The organism is Sphingomonas sp. (genome assembly GCF_041661885.1).
Classification (GTDB): Bacteria; Pseudomonadota; Alphaproteobacteria; order Sphingomonadales; family Sphingomonadaceae; genus Sphingomonas.
In genome coordinates this window covers 174,528-192,986 of record NZ_JBAZTL010000003.1, presented here as the reverse complement: position 1 = coordinate 192,986, position 18,459 = coordinate 174,528, and the positions used below count along the sequence as shown (strand labels likewise).

19 protein-coding genes are annotated in these 18,459 nt (G+C 65.1%); 7 read left to right on the top strand and 12 right to left on the bottom strand.

Going from position 1 to position 18,459, the window contains the following annotated elements:
- Nucleotides 1-38 precede the first annotated feature (38 nt).
- From zapE to WC704_RS07340, 3 genes are read right to left on the bottom strand one after another with little or no spacing between them, the layout of a single operon-like run.
- Nucleotides 39-1,148 carry a cell division protein ZapE gene (gene zapE / locus WC704_RS07350; RefSeq protein WP_372889266.1) on the bottom strand — a complete coding sequence of 370 codons (1,110 nt, stop codon included), beginning with the start codon at nucleotides 1,146-1,148 and terminating at the stop codon, nucleotides 39-41.
- Nucleotides 1,149-1,194: 46 nt separating this feature from the next.
- On the bottom strand, nucleotides 1,195-1,743 hold the full coding sequence (locus tag WC704_RS07345; RefSeq protein ID WP_372889265.1) for a PaaI family thioesterase: 549 nt from the start codon (nucleotides 1,741-1,743) through the stop codon (nucleotides 1,195-1,197).
- Between the two features lie 27 nt (nucleotides 1,744-1,770).
- Nucleotides 1,771-2,556, bottom strand: a complete 786-nt coding sequence (locus WC704_RS07340; protein WP_372889264.1) for a succinate dehydrogenase iron-sulfur subunit — start codon at nucleotides 2,554-2,556, stop codon at nucleotides 1,771-1,773.
- Between the two features lie 264 nt (nucleotides 2,557-2,820).
- Here WC704_RS07340 and WC704_RS07335 point away from each other — a divergent pair, with 264 nt between their 5' ends.
- Nucleotides 2,821-3,564 carry an SDR family NAD(P)-dependent oxidoreductase gene (locus WC704_RS07335; RefSeq protein ID WP_372889263.1) on the top strand — a complete coding sequence of 248 codons (744 nt, stop codon included), beginning with the start codon at nucleotides 2,821-2,823 and terminating at the stop codon, nucleotides 3,562-3,564.
- A 146-nt stretch (nucleotides 3,565-3,710) separates the two neighbouring features.
- On the opposite strand, the gene sdhA is transcribed toward WC704_RS07335, so the two are convergent.
- Genes sdhA through sdhC form a run of 3 tightly spaced genes read right to left on the bottom strand, consistent with a single transcriptional unit; the run spans nucleotide 3,711 to nucleotide 6,316 of the window.
- Nucleotides 3,711-5,513, bottom strand: a complete 1,803-nt coding sequence (sdhA, locus tag WC704_RS07330) for a succinate dehydrogenase flavoprotein subunit (protein ID WP_033966221.1) — start codon at nucleotides 5,511-5,513, stop codon at nucleotides 3,711-3,713.
- Complete coding sequence (gene sdhD / locus WC704_RS07325) at nucleotides 5,506-5,904, bottom strand: succinate dehydrogenase, hydrophobic membrane anchor protein (RefSeq protein ID WP_372889262.1); 399 nt, start codon at nucleotides 5,902-5,904, stop codon at nucleotides 5,506-5,508. Before sdhD ends, sdhA begins: the two co-directional genes overlap by 8 nt.
- A 1-nt stretch (nucleotide 5,905) precedes the next feature.
- On the bottom strand, nucleotides 5,906-6,316 hold the full coding sequence (sdhC, locus tag WC704_RS07320) for a succinate dehydrogenase, cytochrome b556 subunit (protein ID WP_372889261.1): 411 nt from the start codon (nucleotides 6,314-6,316) through the stop codon (nucleotides 5,906-5,908).
- A gap of 316 nt (nucleotides 6,317-6,632) precedes the next feature.
- Between sdhC and WC704_RS07315 the strand changes: the two genes are divergently transcribed.
- The 3 genes from WC704_RS07315 to WC704_RS07305 all read left to right on the top strand — a co-directional run bounded on the left by WC704_RS07315 (nucleotide 6,633) and on the right by WC704_RS07305 (nucleotide 10,137).
- Nucleotides 6,633-7,976 carry a methyl-accepting chemotaxis protein gene (locus tag WC704_RS07315; protein WP_372889546.1) on the top strand — a complete coding sequence of 448 codons (1,344 nt, stop codon included), beginning with the start codon at nucleotides 6,633-6,635 and terminating at the stop codon, nucleotides 7,974-7,976.
- A gap of 19 nt (nucleotides 7,977-7,995) precedes the next feature.
- Entirely contained in the window at nucleotides 7,996-9,375 is a 1,380-nt protein-coding gene (locus tag WC704_RS07310) for a methyl-accepting chemotaxis protein (protein ID WP_372889260.1), read from the top strand.
- A 63-nt stretch (nucleotides 9,376-9,438) separates the two neighbouring features.
- Nucleotides 9,439-10,137, top strand: a complete 699-nt coding sequence (locus WC704_RS07305) for an SDR family NAD(P)-dependent oxidoreductase (protein WP_372889545.1) — start codon at nucleotides 9,439-9,441, stop codon at nucleotides 10,135-10,137.
- Between the two features lies 1 nt (nucleotide 10,138).
- Here the strand turns inward: WC704_RS07305 and WC704_RS07300 are convergent, their stop codons facing one another.
- The 5 genes from WC704_RS07300 to WC704_RS07280 are packed head-to-tail and all read right to left on the bottom strand — an operon-like array spanning nucleotide 10,139 to nucleotide 15,350.
- Nucleotides 10,139-10,714: an NTP transferase domain-containing protein gene (locus WC704_RS07300; protein ID WP_372889259.1), complete on the bottom strand. Its 576-nt coding sequence runs from the start codon at nucleotides 10,712-10,714 to the stop codon at nucleotides 10,139-10,141.
- Nucleotides 10,715-10,718: 4 nt separating this feature from the next.
- Entirely contained in the window at nucleotides 10,719-11,639 is a 921-nt protein-coding gene (locus WC704_RS07295; protein WP_372889258.1) for an XdhC family protein, read from the bottom strand.
- A 35-nt stretch (nucleotides 11,640-11,674) separates the two neighbouring features.
- On the bottom strand, nucleotides 11,675-13,882 hold the full coding sequence (locus WC704_RS07290; protein WP_372889257.1) for a xanthine dehydrogenase family protein molybdopterin-binding subunit: 2,208 nt from the start codon (nucleotides 13,880-13,882) through the stop codon (nucleotides 11,675-11,677).
- Complete coding sequence (locus WC704_RS07285; protein WP_372889256.1) at nucleotides 13,879-14,853, bottom strand: xanthine dehydrogenase family protein subunit M; 975 nt, start codon at nucleotides 14,851-14,853, stop codon at nucleotides 13,879-13,881. Before WC704_RS07285 ends, WC704_RS07290 begins: the two co-directional genes overlap by 4 nt.
- A complete protein-coding gene (locus tag WC704_RS07280; RefSeq protein ID WP_372889255.1) occupies nucleotides 14,850-15,350 on the bottom strand; it encodes a 2Fe-2S iron-sulfur cluster-binding protein in 501 nt (166 codons plus the stop codon). Before WC704_RS07280 ends, WC704_RS07285 begins: the two co-directional genes overlap by 4 nt.
- Before the next feature lie 111 nt (nucleotides 15,351-15,461).
- Here WC704_RS07280 and WC704_RS07275 point away from each other — a divergent pair, with 111 nt between their 5' ends.
- Both WC704_RS07275 and WC704_RS07270 read left to right on the top strand, forming a co-directional pair.
- Entirely contained in the window at nucleotides 15,462-16,511 is a 1,050-nt protein-coding gene (locus WC704_RS07275) for a glycerophosphodiester phosphodiesterase (protein WP_372889254.1), read from the top strand.
- The gene (locus WC704_RS07270) at nucleotides 16,511-16,789 is read left to right on the top strand and encodes a hypothetical protein (protein WP_372889253.1); all 279 of its coding nucleotides are present in this window, start codon (nucleotides 16,511-16,513) and stop codon (nucleotides 16,787-16,789) included. Before WC704_RS07275 ends, WC704_RS07270 begins: the two co-directional genes overlap by 1 nt.
- A gap of 22 nt (nucleotides 16,790-16,811) precedes the next feature.
- Here the strand turns inward: WC704_RS07270 and WC704_RS07265 are convergent, their stop codons facing one another.
- Nucleotides 16,812-17,504: an esterase/lipase family protein gene (locus WC704_RS07265; protein ID WP_372889252.1), complete on the bottom strand. Its 693-nt coding sequence runs from the start codon at nucleotides 17,502-17,504 to the stop codon at nucleotides 16,812-16,814.
- Nucleotides 17,505-17,591: 87 nt separating this feature from the next.
- Here WC704_RS07265 and phhA point away from each other — a divergent pair, with 87 nt between their 5' ends.
- Nucleotides 17,592-18,458 (top strand): phenylalanine 4-monooxygenase, encoded by an 867-nt coding sequence (gene phhA / locus WC704_RS07260; RefSeq protein WP_372889251.1) that lies wholly within the window; start codon nucleotides 17,592-17,594, stop codon nucleotides 18,456-18,458.
- Nucleotide 18,459 lies beyond the last annotated feature (1 nt).

Here is an 18,459-nt window from a genome sequence, read left to right as displayed (position 1 = left end):
CGCACTGTAACGCGCCCGCGCGGCGCTGTTAAGCGGGCTCAGTCCCCGCCATGCCCCTGCGCGAGATAGGTTTCGGATCGCATCTCCTCGAGGCGGCTGATGGTGCGGTCGAATTCAAAGCGACCGTCGCCGCTTTCATAAAGCTGCGCCGGTTCGGCATCCGCCGCCGCGAGCAATTTGACCTTCTGCTCATACAAAGCATCGATCAGGGCAACGAATCGCGCCGCCTCATTACGGTTTTCCGGGCCCAATTTGGGGATGCCGACCAGAATAACGGTGTGAAAACGCCGCGCGATCGCAATGTAATCGGCAGCACCACGCGCTTCCGCGCACAATCGTTTGAAGCTGAACACCGCAACGCCTTTCAGCGCCTTGGGCACATGCAGCGTGCGGCCCTGCACGGTCAAATCCTCGGAGGGCACATGCGCGCGATCTTCGACCGGAAAGTCGGTCAGGCGGAAGAAATCGCCCGACAGGATTCGCGTTGCCTCGGGGCCATTGGGGACGAGCCAGGTATCGACTTGCCCCAACCGGTCGCGTCGATAATCGGTCGGGCCGTTGAGCGCGATCACGTCGAGCCCCGATTCGATCAGCGCGATGAAGGGCAGGAAATGCTCGCGGTTGAGACCGTTCTTGTAGAGATCGACCGGCGGACGATTGGAAGTGGTCACCACCGTCACGCCTTCCTCGAGCAAGTGCGTGAACAGCCGCGACAAAATCATCGCATCGGGGCTGTTGGTCACCATCATCTCGTCAAAGGCGAGCAGCCGCGCTTCCTCGGCCAGCGCGCGGGCGAGGCCTGGAATCGGATCGCCCTGTTCCTTGGCGCGCTCGATGGCGAGACGCTGGTGCACCTCCAGCATGAATTCGGCGAAATGGACGCGCCGTTTCCGGCGGATGTCGAGGCTGGCGTAGAACAGGTCCATCAGCATCGATTTGCCGCGCCCCACCCCGCCCCATAGATACAGGCCGCGCGGCGGCACGGGCTTGCGGCCCAGCGCCCGCCACAGCGTGGAGCCGCGTTTGGGTGTCGCCTGCAACGCGATTGCAAGATCGGCCAGCCGCCGCGCCGCCGCCGCTTGTTCGGGATCGGGCTTGAGTTCGCCCGACGCGAGCAGCGCGTCATAGCGCTTGAGAATGTCGGTCATCTTTTCCCGCGCAGCGTTTGCACAAAGCGGAAGCGCGCTACACTGTTCACCGAGTGCCCCCGGGCGGGGTCGATTTACGCAGCGTGCCGGTAAAGCTGGCGATCGTCGGCGTGTCGTCCTGAACGATCAGCCCACGCAGGAACAGCATGTTGCGTGTTTCGCGCAGCAATTCGACATGCGCCTCCAGCGGAACGCCGATCGCGCCGCCCCCGATGAATTGCGCCGACAGATCGAGCGTCACCGCCCCGCCCGCCTGCAACACGCCAAAGCCGCGCGCCGCTGCGAACAAGGCGACATCCATGAAGCCGAGTAAGGCCCCGCCATGTACATCACCGCGCATGTTGGAATGTTCGTGGCGCGGCAGCATCCGCACCCGCGCGATCGGGCCTTCCACCTTGACCAGCAACGGCTCGATAAAGCTGTTGAAGCGCGTCGGATCGCGGAACTGCCAGCGTTTCCATCCCGGCAGATCAGGGTCGTCTTCGTATGAAAAAGGAGCTTCCGTCAAAACGTGCCGATCCCCGATGGCCTTTTCCCCAGGAGACGGTGGCGCGAAGCGCCCGATGGGCGTGACGCGCACAACCGCGCGCGTCACCGTCATCCTCCTCCTTAGGAGCGGGCGTTATACGATCCGTTCGACTTCCAGCTTCTTGATCTCGGCAATCGCCTTGGCCGGGTTCAGGCCCTTGGGGCAGACGTTCGCGCAATTCATGATCGTGTGGCAGCGGTACAGGCGGAACGGATCCTCCAGTTCGTCAAGCCGCTCGCCGGTCATTTCGTCGCGGCTGTCGGCGAGCCAGCGATAGGCCTGCAACAGGATCGCCGGGCCCAAAAACTTGTCCGAATTCCACCAATAGCTCGGGCACGACGTCGAGCAGCACGCGCACAGAATGCACTCGTACAAGCCATCGAGCTTTTCGCGGTCTTCGGGCGACTGCAACCGCTCCTTGCCCGAGGGCGGTGGGGTAACGGTTTGCAGCCACGGCTTGATCGAACTGTATTGCGCGTAGAAATGCGTGAAATCAGGGACAAGGTCCTTGATGACTTCCATATGCGGCAGCGGCGTGATGCGCACTTCGCCCTTCACGTCCTCGATCGCCTTGGTGCAGGCAAGCGTGTTGGTGCCATCGATATTCATCGCGCACGACCCGCAAATCCCCTCGCGGCAGGAGCGGCGGAAGGTGAGCGAGCTGTCCTGCTCGGACTTCATCTTGATGAGCGCATCGAGCACCATCGGCCCGCACGAATCAAGATCGACCTCGAACGTGTCGTAATGCGGGTTCGTGCCCGCGTCGGGATCGTAACGGTAGATCTTGAAATTCTTGATCCGCTTGGCGTCCGCCGCGGCCTTGTGGACCTTGCCGGTCTTCTTGATCTTAGAATTGGCGGGAAGAGAGAATTCGGCCATCGCTTGCTCGCGCTTTCCATCCGTGGGGGGCGGCGCACCGCCCGAGACTGAACAGGCCGTACACAAGCAGGGGCCCACTCGCAAACCCCTATGGCGACGAATTGCTGCATCCGCGATTGTCCGTATCGGTCATGCCGCGCACCAATCTTGGACGATGCAAAGAAGAACTAGCCGCACGCCGCGTTGAATGCGCGCGGTGCAACGCCATTTGCGGGTTAGCGCAGAAGACCCGCCGGTACGGGTCGCGCCGAGGGAATTTGCAGCATGACCACCAAACTCGAGGGCAAAAAGGCGATCGTCACGGGCGGATCGCGCGGTATCGGCGCGGCGATCGCGCGGCGGCTTGCCGCTGACGGTGCCGACGTCGTCATCACCTTCGCCGGCAACCAGGACGCCGCCAACCAGACCGTCGCCGCGATTTCCGCCGCCGGTCGCAAGGGCTTTGCGATCCAGGCCAACAGTGCCGATTCAGCCGCACAGCGCGCCGCGATCAAGGAGGCGACCGAAAAGCTCGGCGGGCTCGACATCCTTGTCCACAATGCCGGAATCGCCGACTTCGCCTCGATCGAAACCGATCCCGCCGACGCGTTTACCCGCCAGTTCGGCGTCAACGTCGAAGGCGTGTTCGCCGGGACGGCGGCGGCAGTACCGCTGATCGCCGATGGCGGGCGGATCATCGTGATCGGCAGCATCAACGCGCACACGATGCCGCTTCCGGGCGGCGCCATCTATGGTGCGACCAAGGCGGCGGTGGCCGGGCTGGTGCGCGGCTGGGCGCGTGACCTCGGCGCGCGCGGCATCCTCGTCAACGTCATCCAGCCGGGCCCGATCGACACCGACCTGAACCCCGCCGACGGCGATTTCGCCAAGCTGCTTACCCCCGGCATCGCGCTCGGGCGTTATGGCAAGGCCGATGAAGTGGCAGCGCTCGCCGCCTTCCTCGCCAGCGACGACGCGTCGTTCATCACCGGCGCGGCGATCGACATCGACGGCGGCTTCTCGCTGTAAACAAACAGGTGGTGCCGGAGGCTCCGGCACCACTTCCCATCGCCAGCACAATGCGCGGCGAGACCACATTCGGTGCTTCGACATATGCGCGAGTTCCCGCGCGATGCCGAAAATCCCGGCCCTCGGCAGAGGGCCGGGACGCGCGATCAGTAAACGCGCTTCTTTGGCTTGATATATTCGACGTCGTCGGTGAGCGTGTAGTCGTGCACCGGGCGGAAACCGAGGTCGACCGTGCCGTCCTTGCCGCCCCAACCGGTGAAGGTTGCGGTGGTGTGCTTCATCCAATTGACGTCATCGCGATCGGGATGATCCTCGTTGACGTGTGCGCCGCGGCTTTCCTTGCGGTTGGCCGCCGAGTTCATCGTCACCACCGCCTGTGCCAGCAGGTTATCGAGTTCGAGCGTCTCGACCAGATCGGTGTTCCAGATCAGTGAGCGATCCTGCACATCGACATCGGCGAGGCGGCTATAGGTCGCACCGATCTTCTCGACGCCCTCGCTGAGCAGCGCATTGTCGCGGAACACAGCGCAATTCTTCTGCATCGTGCGCTGCATCTCCAGCCGGATCGCCGCCGTCGGCGACCCGCCCTTGGCGTTGCGGAAATGGTCGAGACGGCCAAGCGCCAACTCTTCCGAGCCCTTGGGCAGCGGCCCGTGCGGCGTGTTGGGCTTGAGCGTTTCCTTCAGGCGCAGGCCGGTCGCGCGGCCGAACACCACCAGATCGATCAGGCTGTTCGAGCCCAGCCGGTTCGCACCATGCACCGAGACGCACGCCGCCTCACCCACTGCGAACAGGCCCGGCACGACGCTGTCGGGATTGCCATCCTTCAACTGCACGACTTCGCCGTGGAAGTTACAGGGGATGCCGCCCATATTGTAATGCACCGTCGGCGTGACGGGCAAAGGCTGGCGCGTCAGGTCGACACCGGCGAAGATCTTGCCGGTCTCGGTGATGCCGGGCAAGCGCTCGTGCAGCACTTTCGGGTCGATATGGTCGAGGTGAAGGAAGATATGGTCCTTCTCCTTGCCGACGCCGCGCCCCTCGCGCATTTCCATCGCCATCGAGCGCGACACGACGTCGCGGCTGGCGAGATCCTTGGCGCTCGGCGCGTAGCGCTCCATGAAGCGCTCGCCCTCGGAGTTGGTGAGATACCCACCCTCGCCGCGCGCACCCTCGGTGATGAGCACACCGGCGCCGTAAATGCCGGTCGGGTGGAACTGCACGAATTCCATGTCCTGCAGCGGCAGCCCGGCGCGCAGCACCATCCCGCCGCCGTCGCCGGTGCAGGTATGCGCGGAGGTCGCCGAGAAATAGGTACGGCCATAGCCACCCGTCGCCAGCACAACGGCATGGCTGCGGAAGCGGTGGATCGACCCGTCATCCATGCACAAAGCGATCACGCCACGGCACACGCCGTTTTCCATAATCAGGTCGAGCGCGAAATACTCGATGTAGAAGTCCGCGTCATACTTCAGGCTCTGCTGATACAGAGCGTGGAGCATCGCATGGCCGGTGCGGTCGGCGGCGGCGCAGGTGCGCTGCGCGGGCGGGCCCTCGCCCATATTCTGCATCATGCCGCCGAACGGGCGCTGATAGATTTTGCCTTCGTTGGTGCGGCTGAACGGCACACCGGCATGTTCCAGCTCATACACCGCCTGCGGCGCTTCGCGGACCATATATTCGATCGCGTCCTGGTCGCCGAGCCAGTCCGACCCTTTGACGGTGTCGTACATATGCCAGGTCCAGTGATCCGGCCCCATATTGCCGAGGCTGGCGGCGATGCCGCCCTGCGCCGCGACGGTATGGCTGCGCGTCGGGAACACCTTGGTGATGCACGCGGTCTTCAGCCCGGCTTCGGCGCTGCCCATCGTCGCGCGCAAGCCCGAACCCCCGGCACCCACGACAACCGTGTCATAGGTATGGTCGATGATCTTATAGGCCTCAGGCATGGGGCGCTCCGGTGGTGACGGTGAAGGCGACCTTGAGGATCGCGAAAAGGGCGATGGCGGCGGTGCCGAAGGTGAAGAAATTGAGGGCCAGCAACCACGCGACGCGCGCCGCGCCGTGAACATAATCCTCGATCAGCACCTGCAGGCCGAGTCGGAAATGGTAGAAGACCGAAACGATCAGCAAGCCCATCGGAATCGCCGCCCAGGGCGATTGCAGCCAGTTACGCGCCGTGTCGTAATCATACGCCGGCATCCGCGCGATCGCGACGAAGAACCACACCATCAAAAACAGGTTGGCCGCTGCGGTGACGCGCTGCGCCCACCAGTGATGCGCGCCTTCCTTGGCGCTGCCCAGGCCGCGCACGCGGCCGAGTTCGGTTCCATTGCCCATCTTATTTCACCATCAGCAAATAGGCCCAGAAGGCCGCGGTCGCGAGGACCGAGAAAACCATCGTCGCGATCGACCCGACGCGATTGCCCTTCAGTTCATACCCGGCTCCGGTATCCAACACGAAATGGCGAATGCCCGTGGCGAGATGCTGAAAGAAGCACAGCGTCAAGCCGATGCCGAACAGATAGCCGAGCGCCCCGCCCAGCCATTCCCCAAACACGAAGGTGAAGGTCGCATAGCTCTTGGCACCCCCGGCGAGCGCCGCCAGCCACCACACCAGCACCACCGTGCCGACCGTCGCCATGCCATCGCCGGTGATGCGGTGAAGGATCGAGACGATCATGTGCGGCCCGGGTTTCCAGATCGACAGATGCGGGCTGAGCGGGCGGGCGCGGGGAGCAGAGCTGGCCAAGGCGGGACGTCCTCGTCGATGGGTGGTTCGAATGTACGGTCTGATACAGGTGTGCCCTCTTAGACACCGAAGCGCGCGATGCAAGGTTTGTGGGACGCTTCTGCACATGCAATCAGTGCAGCCAGCCACCCGCACAGGTGGCAAGCGGGCTGGCACCGCCTGCCGCGGGCAGCGCCTGCCCCCCGCGAAAACACGATCGTCACAGGAGGATCACCGTAGTTACCGCGCATTAACCAAATCGCGCTAGGCCGTGTGTCAGACCGTCGGCTTCATCGGTCCTGTCAAACACGGAGTTCTCGCCTTGACCGTCAATGAATTGCCCGCCCCCGGCACGGTTGCTGCGACGATCGACATCCGGGCGCGGCTGCGCGCATTCGATTCCGACAACTCGCTGGAGAGTGCGGCGCGCGAGGTATGGACGATCCTGGAGCCGGATGCCGCAGACATCGCGCTGGCGTTCTGGGAGCAGTGGCGTCGTGCCAGCCCGGGCGCGCAAAGCTGGCAACCGCATGAGGAAGCCAAAATGATCGAGCTGGGCGTAACCTATCTGCGCCATCGCTTCTGTGACGTATCGGGTCGGCTGTGGGTCGAATCGATGGAGCGTTCGGTCGCCTCGGGCTATAAGGCCGGGGTTTCGACGATGGCCCTGCTGTCGATGACCTGCGCCAGTGACCGCGCCGCGCTCGAGATTTTGTTCAAGCGCGTAGAATCGAATGATCCGCGCTTGCCAACCTTCATCGATACCGTGATGCGGCTGACCGGGCTCGAAGCCGAGATCACCGTTGAAATCTACAATGCCTTCCGCGCCCACTCCGCGCGCGGCGAGCGCGACCGGCTGGCGCGTGATTTCCGCGAAGGCATCGCCGCTACGGTCGAACAGGCGACACAGGAATCGGAAGTGCTGCGCGGCCAGTCGGTCAAAACCTCGACCTCGGCGCGCGGCATGTTGGGCAAGACCAGCGAAGTCGCCGCCGCCGCCGAGCAATCGGCGATGGCGATGCGCGAGGCGGCACAGACCGCCGCCGGGCTGATCCGCGCGATCGAGGATGCGCGCACCGAAGTGGAAGCCGCCGCCGAAATCGCGACGCGCGCCTCGACTCAGGCGGGCGCCGCCGTCGGCATGTCGGAGACGCTCAGCGACCATGCGAAGTCGATCGAATCGATCCTCGGCCTCATTCGCGATATTGCCGGACAGACCAATTTGCTCGCGCTCAACGCCACAATCGAGGCGGCGCGCGCGGGCGATGCCGGGCGCGGTTTCGCGGTCGTCGCGCAGGAAGTGAAGAGCCTCGCCAACCAGACCGCGCGCGCCACCGACGACATCGCCGCCAAGATCGCCGCGATCCAGTCCGCCACACGCTCGACCGTCGAGACCAACGCCTCGATCAAGACCACCGTGGCCGAAGTCCAGGAAAGCGCCAACCGCATCCGCTATGCGATGGAAGCACAGGCGCAGACCGTCACCGCCATCACCGCCGCCGTCGATGAAACCGCGCTCGCCGCCGATTCGATGTCCAACACCATCACCGCGATCCGCGAGGACACCGAATGCGTTGCCTCCGAGATCGACCGCGTCGGGCGCGGTTTCGACTCGCTCGATACAAAACTTGGCATGCTCAAGAACAGCGCGAGCGAATTCGTCGCGAAAGTCGCTGCATGAGCCCTGGAGAGGATCTGACATGGCTGAAAGCGGGACGTCCGAGGGCGGGACCGCCGGCGGGTGGAGCGGCGTAAGCCGCACCGCCGCCGCGCGCGTCGCGGAGTATGATTGGGATGGCAGCGTCACCGCCGCGTCCGCCGAAATTGCCGAGGCCATCGCCGGGCATGAAGGCGAAATCGCGCGCGCCTTCTGGGAGTATTATCTCTCGCTGCCGCAGACGGCGCATATTCGGGGGTTCTTTACCCCTGATTATCTGTCCACGCGCGTGGCGCACAGCGCCAAATATACCCGCACAAAATATGCCGCACCGCTGGACGATGATTGGATGCGCATGGCGATCCGCCACGCCACCGATTCGCAAAAGGCGAACATTCCGCTTCCGGCATTGCTGACGTCGCTGAGCTTCGCGCACAGCCGCACGCTCGAACGGATCGAGGCACGGCTCGGGGTTGGTTCCCCGCGGTTGCGCGCGCTGGCGGATTGCGTGCAGCGGCTCGGGCTGGTCGAAGCCGATGTCATGGCATCGCATCTGGGCGCGCGCGATGCCGAACGTGCCCGCAACGAGCGCCGTATGCGGTCACGCGATTTCAGCGCGACGATCGCCAGCTCGATCGAGGGCACCGCCGCGCTCGGCAACCGCATCCGCATCCAGGCGCAGGGCGCGGCACAATCGGCGCGCGGCATGTTGGGCAAGACGAGCGAAGTCGCCGCCGCCGCCGAACAATCGGCGATGGCGATGCGCGAGGCGGCACAGACCGCCGCCGGGCTGATCCGCGCGATCGAGGATGCGCGCACCGAAGTGGAAGCCGCCGCCGAAATCGCGACGCGCGCCTCGACTCAGGCGGGCGCCGCCGTCGGCATGTCGGAGACGCTCAGCGACCATGCGAAGTCGATCGAATCGATCCTCGGCCTCATTCGCGATATTGCCGGGCAAACCAATTTGCTCGCGCTCAACGCCACGATCGAGGCGGCGCGCGCGGGCGATGCCGGGCGCGGCTTTGCCGTCGTCGCGCAGGAAGTGAAGAGCCTCGCCAACCAGACCGCGCGCGCCACCGACGACATCGCCGCCAAGATCGCCGCGATCCAGTCCGCCACGCGCTCGACCGTCGAGACCAACGCCTCGATCAAAACCACCGTGGCCGAAGTACAGGAAAGCGCCAACCGCATCCGCTATGCGATGGAAGCACAGGCGCAAACCGTCACCGCCATCACCGCCGCCGTCGATGAAACCGCGCTCGCCGCCGATTCGATGTCCAACACCATCACCGCGATCCGCGAGGACACCGAGAATGTGGCGGGCGAAATCGAAACGCTCGAACAGGATTTCGGCGAAGTAGACGACCGTCTCGGTGGCCTGAAACGCGCGGCAGATACCTTTTCGGCCAGCGTCGCCGCCTGACCACGTGCCATCGTGGCGTTTGGGGGTGTGGCGGCGATCATGATCGCCCGCTACACCGCGCCCATGACCAACATTCTCCTTACCGGCTCCTCGCGCGGAATCGGCGCCGCGACCCTGACCGTTCTTGAGAAGGCCGGGGCGACCGTTATCGGACAGGGGACCGCAAGCGGCATCCCCGCCGACTTTGCCGATCCGGCGGCACCGCGCGCGCTATGGGATGCAGCGTTCGCGGCGCATGGCGGGCGGATCGACGTGCTCATCAACAATGCCGGGGTGTTCGAAGCCAATCCGATCGCGCGCGACGATGCCACCTGGGTGGCGGAATGGGAGCGCACGATGCGCATCAACCTGACCGCCGCCGCCGAATTGTGCCGCCTCGCCGTGCTGCACTGGCAGGACCGCGCGAGCGGCGGGCGGATCGTCAACATCGCCAGCCGCGCCGCCTATCGCGGCGATTCGCCGCAGCATTGGCATTATGCCGCGTCAAAAGCGGGCATGGTCGCGATGACCAAGAGCATCGCGCGGGGGTACGCCAAGGACGGCATTCTCGCCTTCGCAATTTGCCCGGGCTTCACCATGACCGGCATGGCCGAGGAGTATCTGGAGAGTCGCGGCGGCGACACACTGCTCGCCGACATTCCGCTCGGTCGCGTGGCGATGCCCGAGGAAGTGGCCGAGGTTGTGCGCTTCCTCGCGCTCGATGCGCCGCCCTCGATGACGGGCGCGGTGCTCGACGTAAACGGCGCGAGTTACGTGCGATAACTCAGCGCAACGCGCGCAAGCGTTCGAGATCCTCGGGCCGGTCGATGTCGAGCAATTCGGCTTCGGGCGCGATCACATGTCGCCCGGCGCGCACCATCGCGCGACCGCCCTCGTCGCCGGTCAGCGTCATCAACGCGTCGAACTGATCGACCCCGAACACGGCGGGCGGGCAGCTATGCACGCCGTTGCTCGACGCGACCACTGCGTCAGGGCCGCTTGCCGCCTCCAACAAGCGGTGGATGTGCGTCGCGGTTACGCGCGGCATGTCGGCCAGCGCGATCACCACCCCCGCGCAACCGATGTCGCGGGCCGCCGCGACGCCGAGCTTCACCGATCCCGACATGCCGTCGTCAGGGTTGTGATTGTGGAGCACGGCATAGCCCCGGCTGGCGAAATCAAGCTCGGTGCCCGAACATACCACGAAGCGCGTCCTGAACGGCACGTCCTCCAGCGCGGTGACGACATGATAAGCGAGCGGCTTGCCGAGAAAGAGCTCCTGCAACTTGTCCGCATCGCCGAAACGACGCGATCGCCCGGCCGCGAGCAGAATCAGCACGCACTCTTCGACCGCGATCATCGCTTCAGTCCTTCCGGTTGAACGCTCCTACCATAGCCGCCGCGATCGACAGCGCGATTTCGGCGGGGCCGATTGCGCCGATGTCGAGCCCGACCGGGGCATCGATGCGATCGATGTCCGTATCTGCAACGCCCGCCGCCGCCAAACGCTCCCGCCGCGCGGCATGGCTGCGGCGCGAGCCCAGCGCGCCGACATAAGCGGTCGGTCGCGCCAGCGCCGCGATCAGCGCGGGATCGTCGATCTTGGTATCGTGGCTGAGCGTCACCACCGCGCTCGCCGGGCCGGGGCCGAGCGCTGCGATCGCCTCGTCGGGCCAGCGATCGTCGAGCGTGACGCCGGGGAAACGCTCCTCGGTCAGGAAGCGCGCGCGCGGATCGATCACCGTTACGGCAATGCCGAGTTCGCGCGCCAAGCCGGCAAGCGCTTGCGCGATCTGCACTGCGCCGACGATGAACAGCCGTCGTGGCGGATCGTAGCGATTGACGAACGCCGCGCCCTCCAGCGGGCGCAGCGAGCTTTGCCCGCTGCCAAGATCGGTCGACACCGCCAACGCCTTGCCCGCCGCTTGTGCCTCGGCGATACGGTCGAACAGTTCGGGATCGAAGCCTTCCGCCGACACCGGCTGCACCAGCACCGAAATCTCGCCACCGCACGGCAGGCCGACTTCCCAGGCGGCGGCATCGGCCACGCCATAGTTTTTGAGCTGAAACGGCGCGCCTGCAATCACCTCGGCGGCGGTCGCCAAGATGTCGCTTTCGACACAACCGCCCGAAACCGATCCCTCGAACCGGCCATCGCCGTGGACAATCATATGGCTGCCGCGCGGGCGCGGTGCCGATCCCCAGGTCGATACCACGGTCGCGAGCGCCAGCGGCGCACCCTTCCACTGCAGGGCGGCACTCAGCACGGAATCGTTATCGGCCATCATCTTCTCCTAATCCTCCCCGTGCCGGGGAGGATTTACATCTCCGGCAACCCTGCCAGAATCTTGTCGAGCGTCAGCGGAAAGTCGCGCACGCGCACGCCGCAGGCATTGTAGATCGCATTGGCCACCGCAGCCCCCGCGCCCGAAATCGACAATTCCCCCAGCCCCTTCACCCCAATCGGGTTGGCATGGGTATCGATCTCTTCGAGGAACAGCACGTCGAGCGGTGGGACATCGGCGTGGCTCGGCACGTGATATTCGCCCAGGTCATGGTTGACGAACTGGCCGTGGCGCTGGTCGAGCACCGCTTCCTCCATCAGCGCATAGCCGATGCCCCAGATCATCCCGCCAATCGCCTGACTGCGCGCCAATTTGGCGTTGAGGATGCGCCCCGCCTCGAACACACCGAGCATCCGCCGCACGCGCACTTCGCCCGTCACCCCGTTCACCGCGACTTCGGCGAATTGCGCGCCATGCGCCGCCTGGCTGAAGGTCCGCGCGTTGGAGCCTTGCGCAATCTTGCCCATCGCCACCAGCGGCTCGACTCCGACCAGTTCGGCGAGCGGCACGCGCCGGTTACCCGCGACGGCATGGCCGTCCTTCAACGTCATGTCCTGCGCCGTGGCCCCCATCCGCTCGGCCAAGGTTGCGACGATATCCTCGCACGCCAGCGCGACCGAGGACCCCGCACTCGCCGCACCGAACGACCCGCCCGAGCCGGCACCCGGCGGCAAATCGGTATCGCCCAGGATCACATCGATCCGCTCCATCGGCAGCCCCAGCGCTTCGCCCGCAATCTGCGCGAGGATGGTATAGCTGCCGGTGCCGATATCGGTCATGTCGGTCTCGATCCGCGCGCGACCACCCGGCGACAGTGTCACCCGCGCCTCCGAATCGACCAGCAGATTGATCCGCACCGCCGCCGACACCCCCATGCCGATCAGCCATTCACCCTCGCGCACCTGCCCTGGCCGGGCCGAACGCTTGGCCCAGCCAAAGGCCTCCGCCCCACGGTCGAGACAGGCGACCAGCCCGCGCGTCGAAAACGGCGCGCCGGTCATCGGATCGACCTTGGGCTCGTTCAGCTTGCGGAAATCGATCGGATCGCGGCCCAGCGCCTCGGCCATTTCGTCCATCGCGCTTTCGAGCGCGAGCGTGCCGACCGCTTCGCCTGGTGCCCGCACCGCGCCCGCCATCACCATGTCGAGCGTGACGACCTTGTGGCTGAAATGCCGGACGGGTGCCTCGTAAAGCGAGATCGACCCCAATGCGACCGGCTCCATGAAGCCGCCATCGGGGCCCTGGCTGATGACGCTGTCATGCCCGACCGCCAGCAGCTTGCCGTCTTCGGTGGCGGCGAGGCGAATGCGCTGATGGGTATCGGTGCGGCGATAGACATTGTGGAACAATTGCCGACGCGCCATCGCGATCTTGACCGGTCGCCCCAGCTTCTGCGCGGCGATCGCGGCGAGCACCGCATCCGGCCCCAGCATCTTTCCGCCGAAGCCGCCGCCAATATAGGGCGACAGGATACGCACCTTGTCGTCGGCAACGCCGAGCGATTTGGCCAGTACCGGCCGCGCGACCTTCAGGATCTGCAGGCTGGAATGCAGCGTCAGCGCATCGCCATTCCAAATCGCGACTGAAGCGTGTGGCTCCATCGCGGCATGGACCTGGTTAGGCGTGGTATAGACCTGGTCGATCGTCACCGCCGCCTGTCGCATTGCGTCATCGATGTCGCCCTTGGCAATGTCCTGCAGCCGCGAATCCTTGGGCGGGCCACTCGCCTTGGCGATATCGGCCATCGTGTCGAAATGGCCGGGTTCGATGGCGACTTCGACGCGCACCGCTTTCGCCGCTGCCCGCGCCGCCTCAAAACTGGTCGCGACCGCGACGCCGACGACCTGGTCCCAATGGTCGATCGCGTCATTGCCTGCATGGGCCGGACCGAACGCCGCCGCCTGGCGCGGGATACGCGGATCATCGACGATGATGTCGAGCACATCGGGCAGCGCGCGCGCAGCCTCGGTGTCGATGCGCGTTACCTTACCCTTCGCGGCGGGCGCGGTGATGAGATAGCCATAGGCCACCTCGCCTTCGACCAGATGCTCATAACCATAATGCGCCGCGCCACTGACCTTGAGCGCGCCCTCGCTACGGTCGAGGCCCATACCGAGCACGCCCTGCACCCCGCGATCCATTGCGAGGCCGGGATGATCGGCATTCATCGTGAAGTCGCTCATGCACCGGCTCCTGTCAGCGTGCGCAGCGTCGCGATCAGCGTCCGGCGCGCGAGCGGGATCTTGAAATCGTTCGCGCCGTGGCCCTTGGCCTCCCCGAGCAACGCATCCGCCGCCGCCGCAAACACGGCGTCACTCGGCACTTGCCCGACCAGCGCCGCCTCCACCGCCGGGTCGCGCCACGGCATCGGCGCAAGCCCGCCAAACGCCAGCGCTGCGGAGGCGATCTTGCCCTCCACAACCGCGACCACCCCTGCCACCGATACCAACGCAAAGGCATAAGAGGCGCGGTCGCGAACCTTGCGATAGGCGTGCACACCGGCAGGCGGCGCGGGCAGCTCGACATGGGTGATGAGCTCGCCCGGTCGGAGCACCGTCTCGATTTCGGGCGTATCGCCCGGCAAGCGATAGAAATCTCCGATCGCGATGCGGCGCTTGTCGCCATCAGAACCGAGCGTGACGATCGTCGCATCCAGCGCACGCAGCGCCACCGCCATGTCGCTGGGGTTGGTGGCGATGCACTGCTCGCTCGTTCCCAAGATTGCGAGATTGCGGTTGAACCCGTCGATCGCCGAACACCCCGCACCGGGATTACGCTTGTTGCACGCCATCGCCGTATCGTAAAAATACGGGCACCGCGTGCGCTGGAGCAGATTGCCGCCGGTCGTCGCCTTGTTGCGCAATTGCCCGGAGGCCCCGGCCAGCAAAGCACGGCTCAGCACCGGATAATCCGCAATCACCTGAGGATCGGCGGCAAGGTCGCTATTGGGCACCAACGCCCCGATCGTCAGACCGCCATCGCCGCGCCGCTCGACCCGCGCGAGATCGAGCCGGCTGATATCGACCAGCTTTTCGGGCGTCTCGATCTGCAGCTTCATCAAATCGAGCAAATTGGTGCCGCCGGCAATGAAGCGGCCATCGGCGGCGACGGCAGCTTCGGGGCTTTCGGCACGGCTATAGGTGAAGGCCTTCATGCGCGCTCGGCCCCGGCGACTTCGGCAATGGCATCGACGATGTTGGGGTAAGCCGAACAGCGACACAGATTGCCGCTCATCCGCTCCGAAATTTCACGGCCATCGAGCGTGACCGTTTCCAGGTCAGCACTGACATGGCTAGGCCAGCCCTTCGCCACCTCGTCGAGCATCCCGACCGCCGAACAAATCTGCCCCGGCGTGCAATAGCCGCACTGATATCCGTCATGCTTGATGAAGGCGGCCTGCAGCGGATGCAGGTTCTCTGCGCCGCCAAGTCCTTCTATCGTCAGAATGTCATCATCCTGATGCATCACCGCCAGCGTGAGACACGCATTGATCCGTCGGCCGTTGACCAGCACCGTGCACGCACCGCATTGCCCGTGGTCGCAACCTTTCTTGGTTCCGGTCAGCCCGAGATGCTCGCGCAGCACATCGAGCAGCGAAGCACGAATATCGGGCTCGGCCGTATGGGCCGCGCCGTTGATGGTGAAATGCATTGGGGCTCGCCTCCCGTTGAGCTTGGGGTAACGATTATGAATGTTTTGGTTTCCGTATATCGGCGTACGACTGCGCTTCTTAAAGGGATCGCGCGCACGCGAATAGCCAGTATGGCGGCGCTTATACTGGTATCGCCCGGCGCGATGGCGCAGACTGTGCCGGTGAAGCCGCTCTCCTCCCCCATCGTCATCGCGCATCGCGGCGCGAGCGGGCTGCGGCCCGAACACACCATCGCCTCTTATACGCTGGCGATCGAACAGGGCGCCGATTTCATCGAGCCTGATCTGGTGCTGACCAAGGACGATGTATTCGTCGCGCGCCACGAAAACGACATTACCGGGACCACCGATGTCGCCAGGCATCCCGAATTTGCCGCGCGCCGCACCACCAAGGTGATCGACGGCGAAACGCACACCGGCTGGTTCACCGAGGATTTCACGCTTGCCGAGCTGAAGACGCTGCGCGCGATCGAGCGGCTGCCCAAGGTGCGGCCCGACAATGCCAAATATGATGGCCAGTTCGAAGTGCCGACGCTCGCCGAGGTGATTGCGCTGGCCAAGAAACATTCGGTCGGCGGTCGCGTCGTCGGCATCTATCCCGAGACCAAGCATCCGACCTATTTCGCCAACATCGGCCATCCGATGGAAGCGCGCCTCGTCGCGCAGTTGCAGGCGGCGGGCTGGTCCAAGCCAAGCGACCCGGTGTTCATCCAGTCGTTCGAGGTCAACAACCTCAAACAGCTCCACACCATGACCGGCCTGCGCCTGATCCAGTTGATGGACGCTGCCGGCGCCCCCGCCGACAACGCCGCGCCAAGCTACGCCGCGATGACGACGCCCGAGGGGCTCAAGGCCGTCGCGGCGTATGCCTATGGGATCGGCCCCAATAAGGACATGATCCAGCACGGCGACGCCGCTCCCTCGACGCTGGTCGCCAATGCCCATGCGGCGGGGCTGCGGCTCCACCCGTGGACGTTCCGCGCGGAAAACATGTTCCTGCCGCCATCGCTGCGCGTCGGCGCCGATCCGGTTGTGCATGGCAAGCTGGCCGAGGAGATCACGCGCTTCCTCAATCTCGGCATCGATGGCTTCTTTACCGATTTCGCCTATATTGGCGTCGATGCGCGCAACGCCCAGCGTGCCAAGACGAAAGGCCAGTAATGCGCAAGTCCGTCATCGCCGTCATCGCCTTGCTCCCGCTACTCGGCGGCGGCTGCCTTGCCAAAACGGCGGTCAGTCTGGCCACGCTTCCGGTCAAGGCGACCAGCAAGGCGGCTGACTGGACCACCACCAGCCAGTCCGAATCGGACCGCAATTACGGCCGCAAGGTACGCAAGCAGGAAGCGCGTGAGGGGCGCGAGCTGAAACGCCAGTTTGAGGAATGTCGTGCGCAACATCGCGACGATTGCGACCAATATCGGCCCCACGCCGAGCGATAAGTCCTGATCGGCGGCGGGTGCGCTAGGTCGCCTCGCCGCCCAGCACCCGCGCCACCGCCAGCAAGACGGCAGGGCGCACCTGCACCCCGATATGGCTGCTGCGCACTTCGATCGCACGGCTGGCGGCATCATGACAAATCATGCCGTTGACCAGCCCGTCGCTGCGGCTCCAGATCGCGGTGCTCGGCACGGGCAGCGGCTTCGCGACGAGCGCGCTTTGCGCGCGCACATGCGGCGCGTCGACACGCTCCCCGGTCAGCAGTTCGAACGCGCGCCACACGTTGGTGGCCCGCGGGTCGCCAGCGAAGGGGGAACTGATCGTCACGACCTCGCGCACCATGCCGGGCAGACGGTGCGCGGCGAAGCGCGCCATGATTCCGCCCAGGCTGACCCCGACCAGCGTCACCGGCGCACCGGTTTCGTCATGCAGCGCGCGGATCCGCGCGAACAGGCGCGCACCATCCGGCCCAATCGTCCGCGCGCCGAGATTGCGCCCGAGCCCCCAGCCCTCGGCGCGATACCCCAGCCCGCGCAGATATCGCCGCAGGAACACCCCCGAAGCATCGCCGTTGAACAACCCTGGCAGCAGCAAGATCGCTCGCCCATCACCGCGCGGGGCCTGCGCCAATGTCGCGCGCCCGCCTGCGAGCGAGGCGAGGCCCCATGCGCCACGCGGCACTTCCAACGCCCAGAGCAGTTTCGACGGCGGCTTCATCGGCGATTCCGGTGGTGCAGCCCGCTCACAAGTCGTTTCATCTGCAACCCGTTTCCTGCCCCGCCACGCCTGTGCTACCCTGTTCCAATGATCGAAGAAACGCATGTTCTTGACCACCCACCCGCCAATGCGGCGGAAGACTGGACGATCCCGCAGGACTGGGCGCACTTCACCCAGGAGGAGCACCGCGTGTGGGATACGCTGTTCGCGCGCCAGGCCAAATTGCTGCCCGGTCGTGCCTCCGACGCGTATTTACGCGGGCTGGATGTACTGAAGCTGTCCAAGCCCGGCATCCCCGATTTCGACGAACTGTCGGAACGGTTGATGAAGCTCACCGGCTGGCAAGTGGTGGCGGTGCCGGGGCTGGTGCCCGACGACGTGTTCTTCGATCACATGGCCAATCGCCGTTTCGTCGCGGGCAATTTCATCCGCCGGCCCGACCAGCTCGATTATCTGCAGGAACCCGATGTGTTCCACGACGTGTTCGGCCATGTGCCGATGCTCGCCGACCCGGTCTTTGCCGATTATCTCGCGGCTTATGGTCGCGGCGGGCAGCGCGCGCAGGGGCTCGATGCGCTCAAATATCTCGGGCGGCTATACTGGTACACGGTCGAATTTGGCTTGATCGCCGAGCCCGAGGGCTTGCGCATTTACGGCGCGGGGATCGTCTCCAGTTTCGCCGAAAGCCGCTTCGCGCTCGACGATGCCAGCCCCAACCGTATCGCCTTCGACCTCAATCGCGTGATGCGCACCGACTACCGCATCGACGATTTCCAGCAGAATTATTTCGTCATCCCCAGCTTCGATGAATTGCTGCGCGTAACGGTCGAAACCGATTTCGCGCCGCTTTACGAGGAATTGGTCGGCATGTCCGACATAGCGGTCGCGACGCTGTTGCCCGAGGATCGCGTCCTCACGCACGGAACGCAGGCCTACGCGCTCGGCAAGCGCTAAA

Bases quoted from the DNA above. Each gene is read 5' to 3' on its own strand.
- sdhA (WP_033966221.1), bottom strand. From the start codon at position 5,513: ATGCCTGAGGCCTATAAGATCATCGACCATACCTATGACACGGTTGTC.
- WC704_RS07285 (WP_372889256.1), bottom strand. From the start codon at position 14,853: ATGAAGGCCTTCACCTATAGCCGTGCCGAAAGCCCCGAAGCTGCCGTC.
- WC704_RS07340 (WP_372889264.1), bottom strand. From the start codon at position 2,556: ATGGCCGAATTCTCTCTTCCCGCCAATTCTAAGATCAAGAAGACCGGC.
- WC704_RS07270 (WP_372889253.1), top strand. From the start codon at position 16,511: ATGCGCAAGTCCGTCATCGCCGTCATCGCCTTGCTCCCGCTACTCGGC.
- WC704_RS07310 (WP_372889260.1), top strand. From the start codon at position 7,996: ATGGCTGAAAGCGGGACGTCCGAGGGCGGGACCGCCGGCGGGTGGAGC.
- WC704_RS07275 (WP_372889254.1), top strand. From the start codon at position 15,462: ATGGCGGCGCTTATACTGGTATCGCCCGGCGCGATGGCGCAGACTGTG.
- sdhD (WP_372889262.1), bottom strand. From the start codon at position 5,904: ATGGGCAATGGAACCGAACTCGGCCGCGTGCGCGGCCTGGGCAGCGCC.
- WC704_RS07300 (WP_372889259.1), bottom strand. From the start codon at position 10,714: ATGATCGCGGTCGAAGAGTGCGTGCTGATTCTGCTCGCGGCCGGGCGA.
- WC704_RS07280 (WP_372889255.1), bottom strand. From the start codon at position 15,350: ATGCATTTCACCATCAACGGCGCGGCCCATACGGCCGAGCCCGATATT.
- WC704_RS07305 (WP_372889545.1), top strand. From the start codon at position 9,439: ATGACCAACATTCTCCTTACCGGCTCCTCGCGCGGAATCGGCGCCGCG.
- zapE (WP_372889266.1), bottom strand. From the start codon at position 1,148: ATGACCGACATTCTCAAGCGCTATGACGCGCTGCTCGCGTCGGGCGAA.
- WC704_RS07295 (WP_372889258.1), bottom strand. From the start codon at position 11,639: ATGGCCGATAACGATTCCGTGCTGAGTGCCGCCCTGCAGTGGAAGGGT.
- WC704_RS07335 (WP_372889263.1), top strand. From the start codon at position 2,821: ATGACCACCAAACTCGAGGGCAAAAAGGCGATCGTCACGGGCGGATCG.
- WC704_RS07265 (WP_372889252.1), bottom strand. From the start codon at position 17,504: ATGAAGCCGCCGTCGAAACTGCTCTGGGCGTTGGAAGTGCCGCGTGGC.
- phhA (WP_372889251.1), top strand. From the start codon at position 17,592: ATGATCGAAGAAACGCATGTTCTTGACCACCCACCCGCCAATGCGGCG.
- WC704_RS07290 (WP_372889257.1), bottom strand. From the start codon at position 13,882: ATGAGCGACTTCACGATGAATGCCGATCATCCCGGCCTCGCAATGGAT.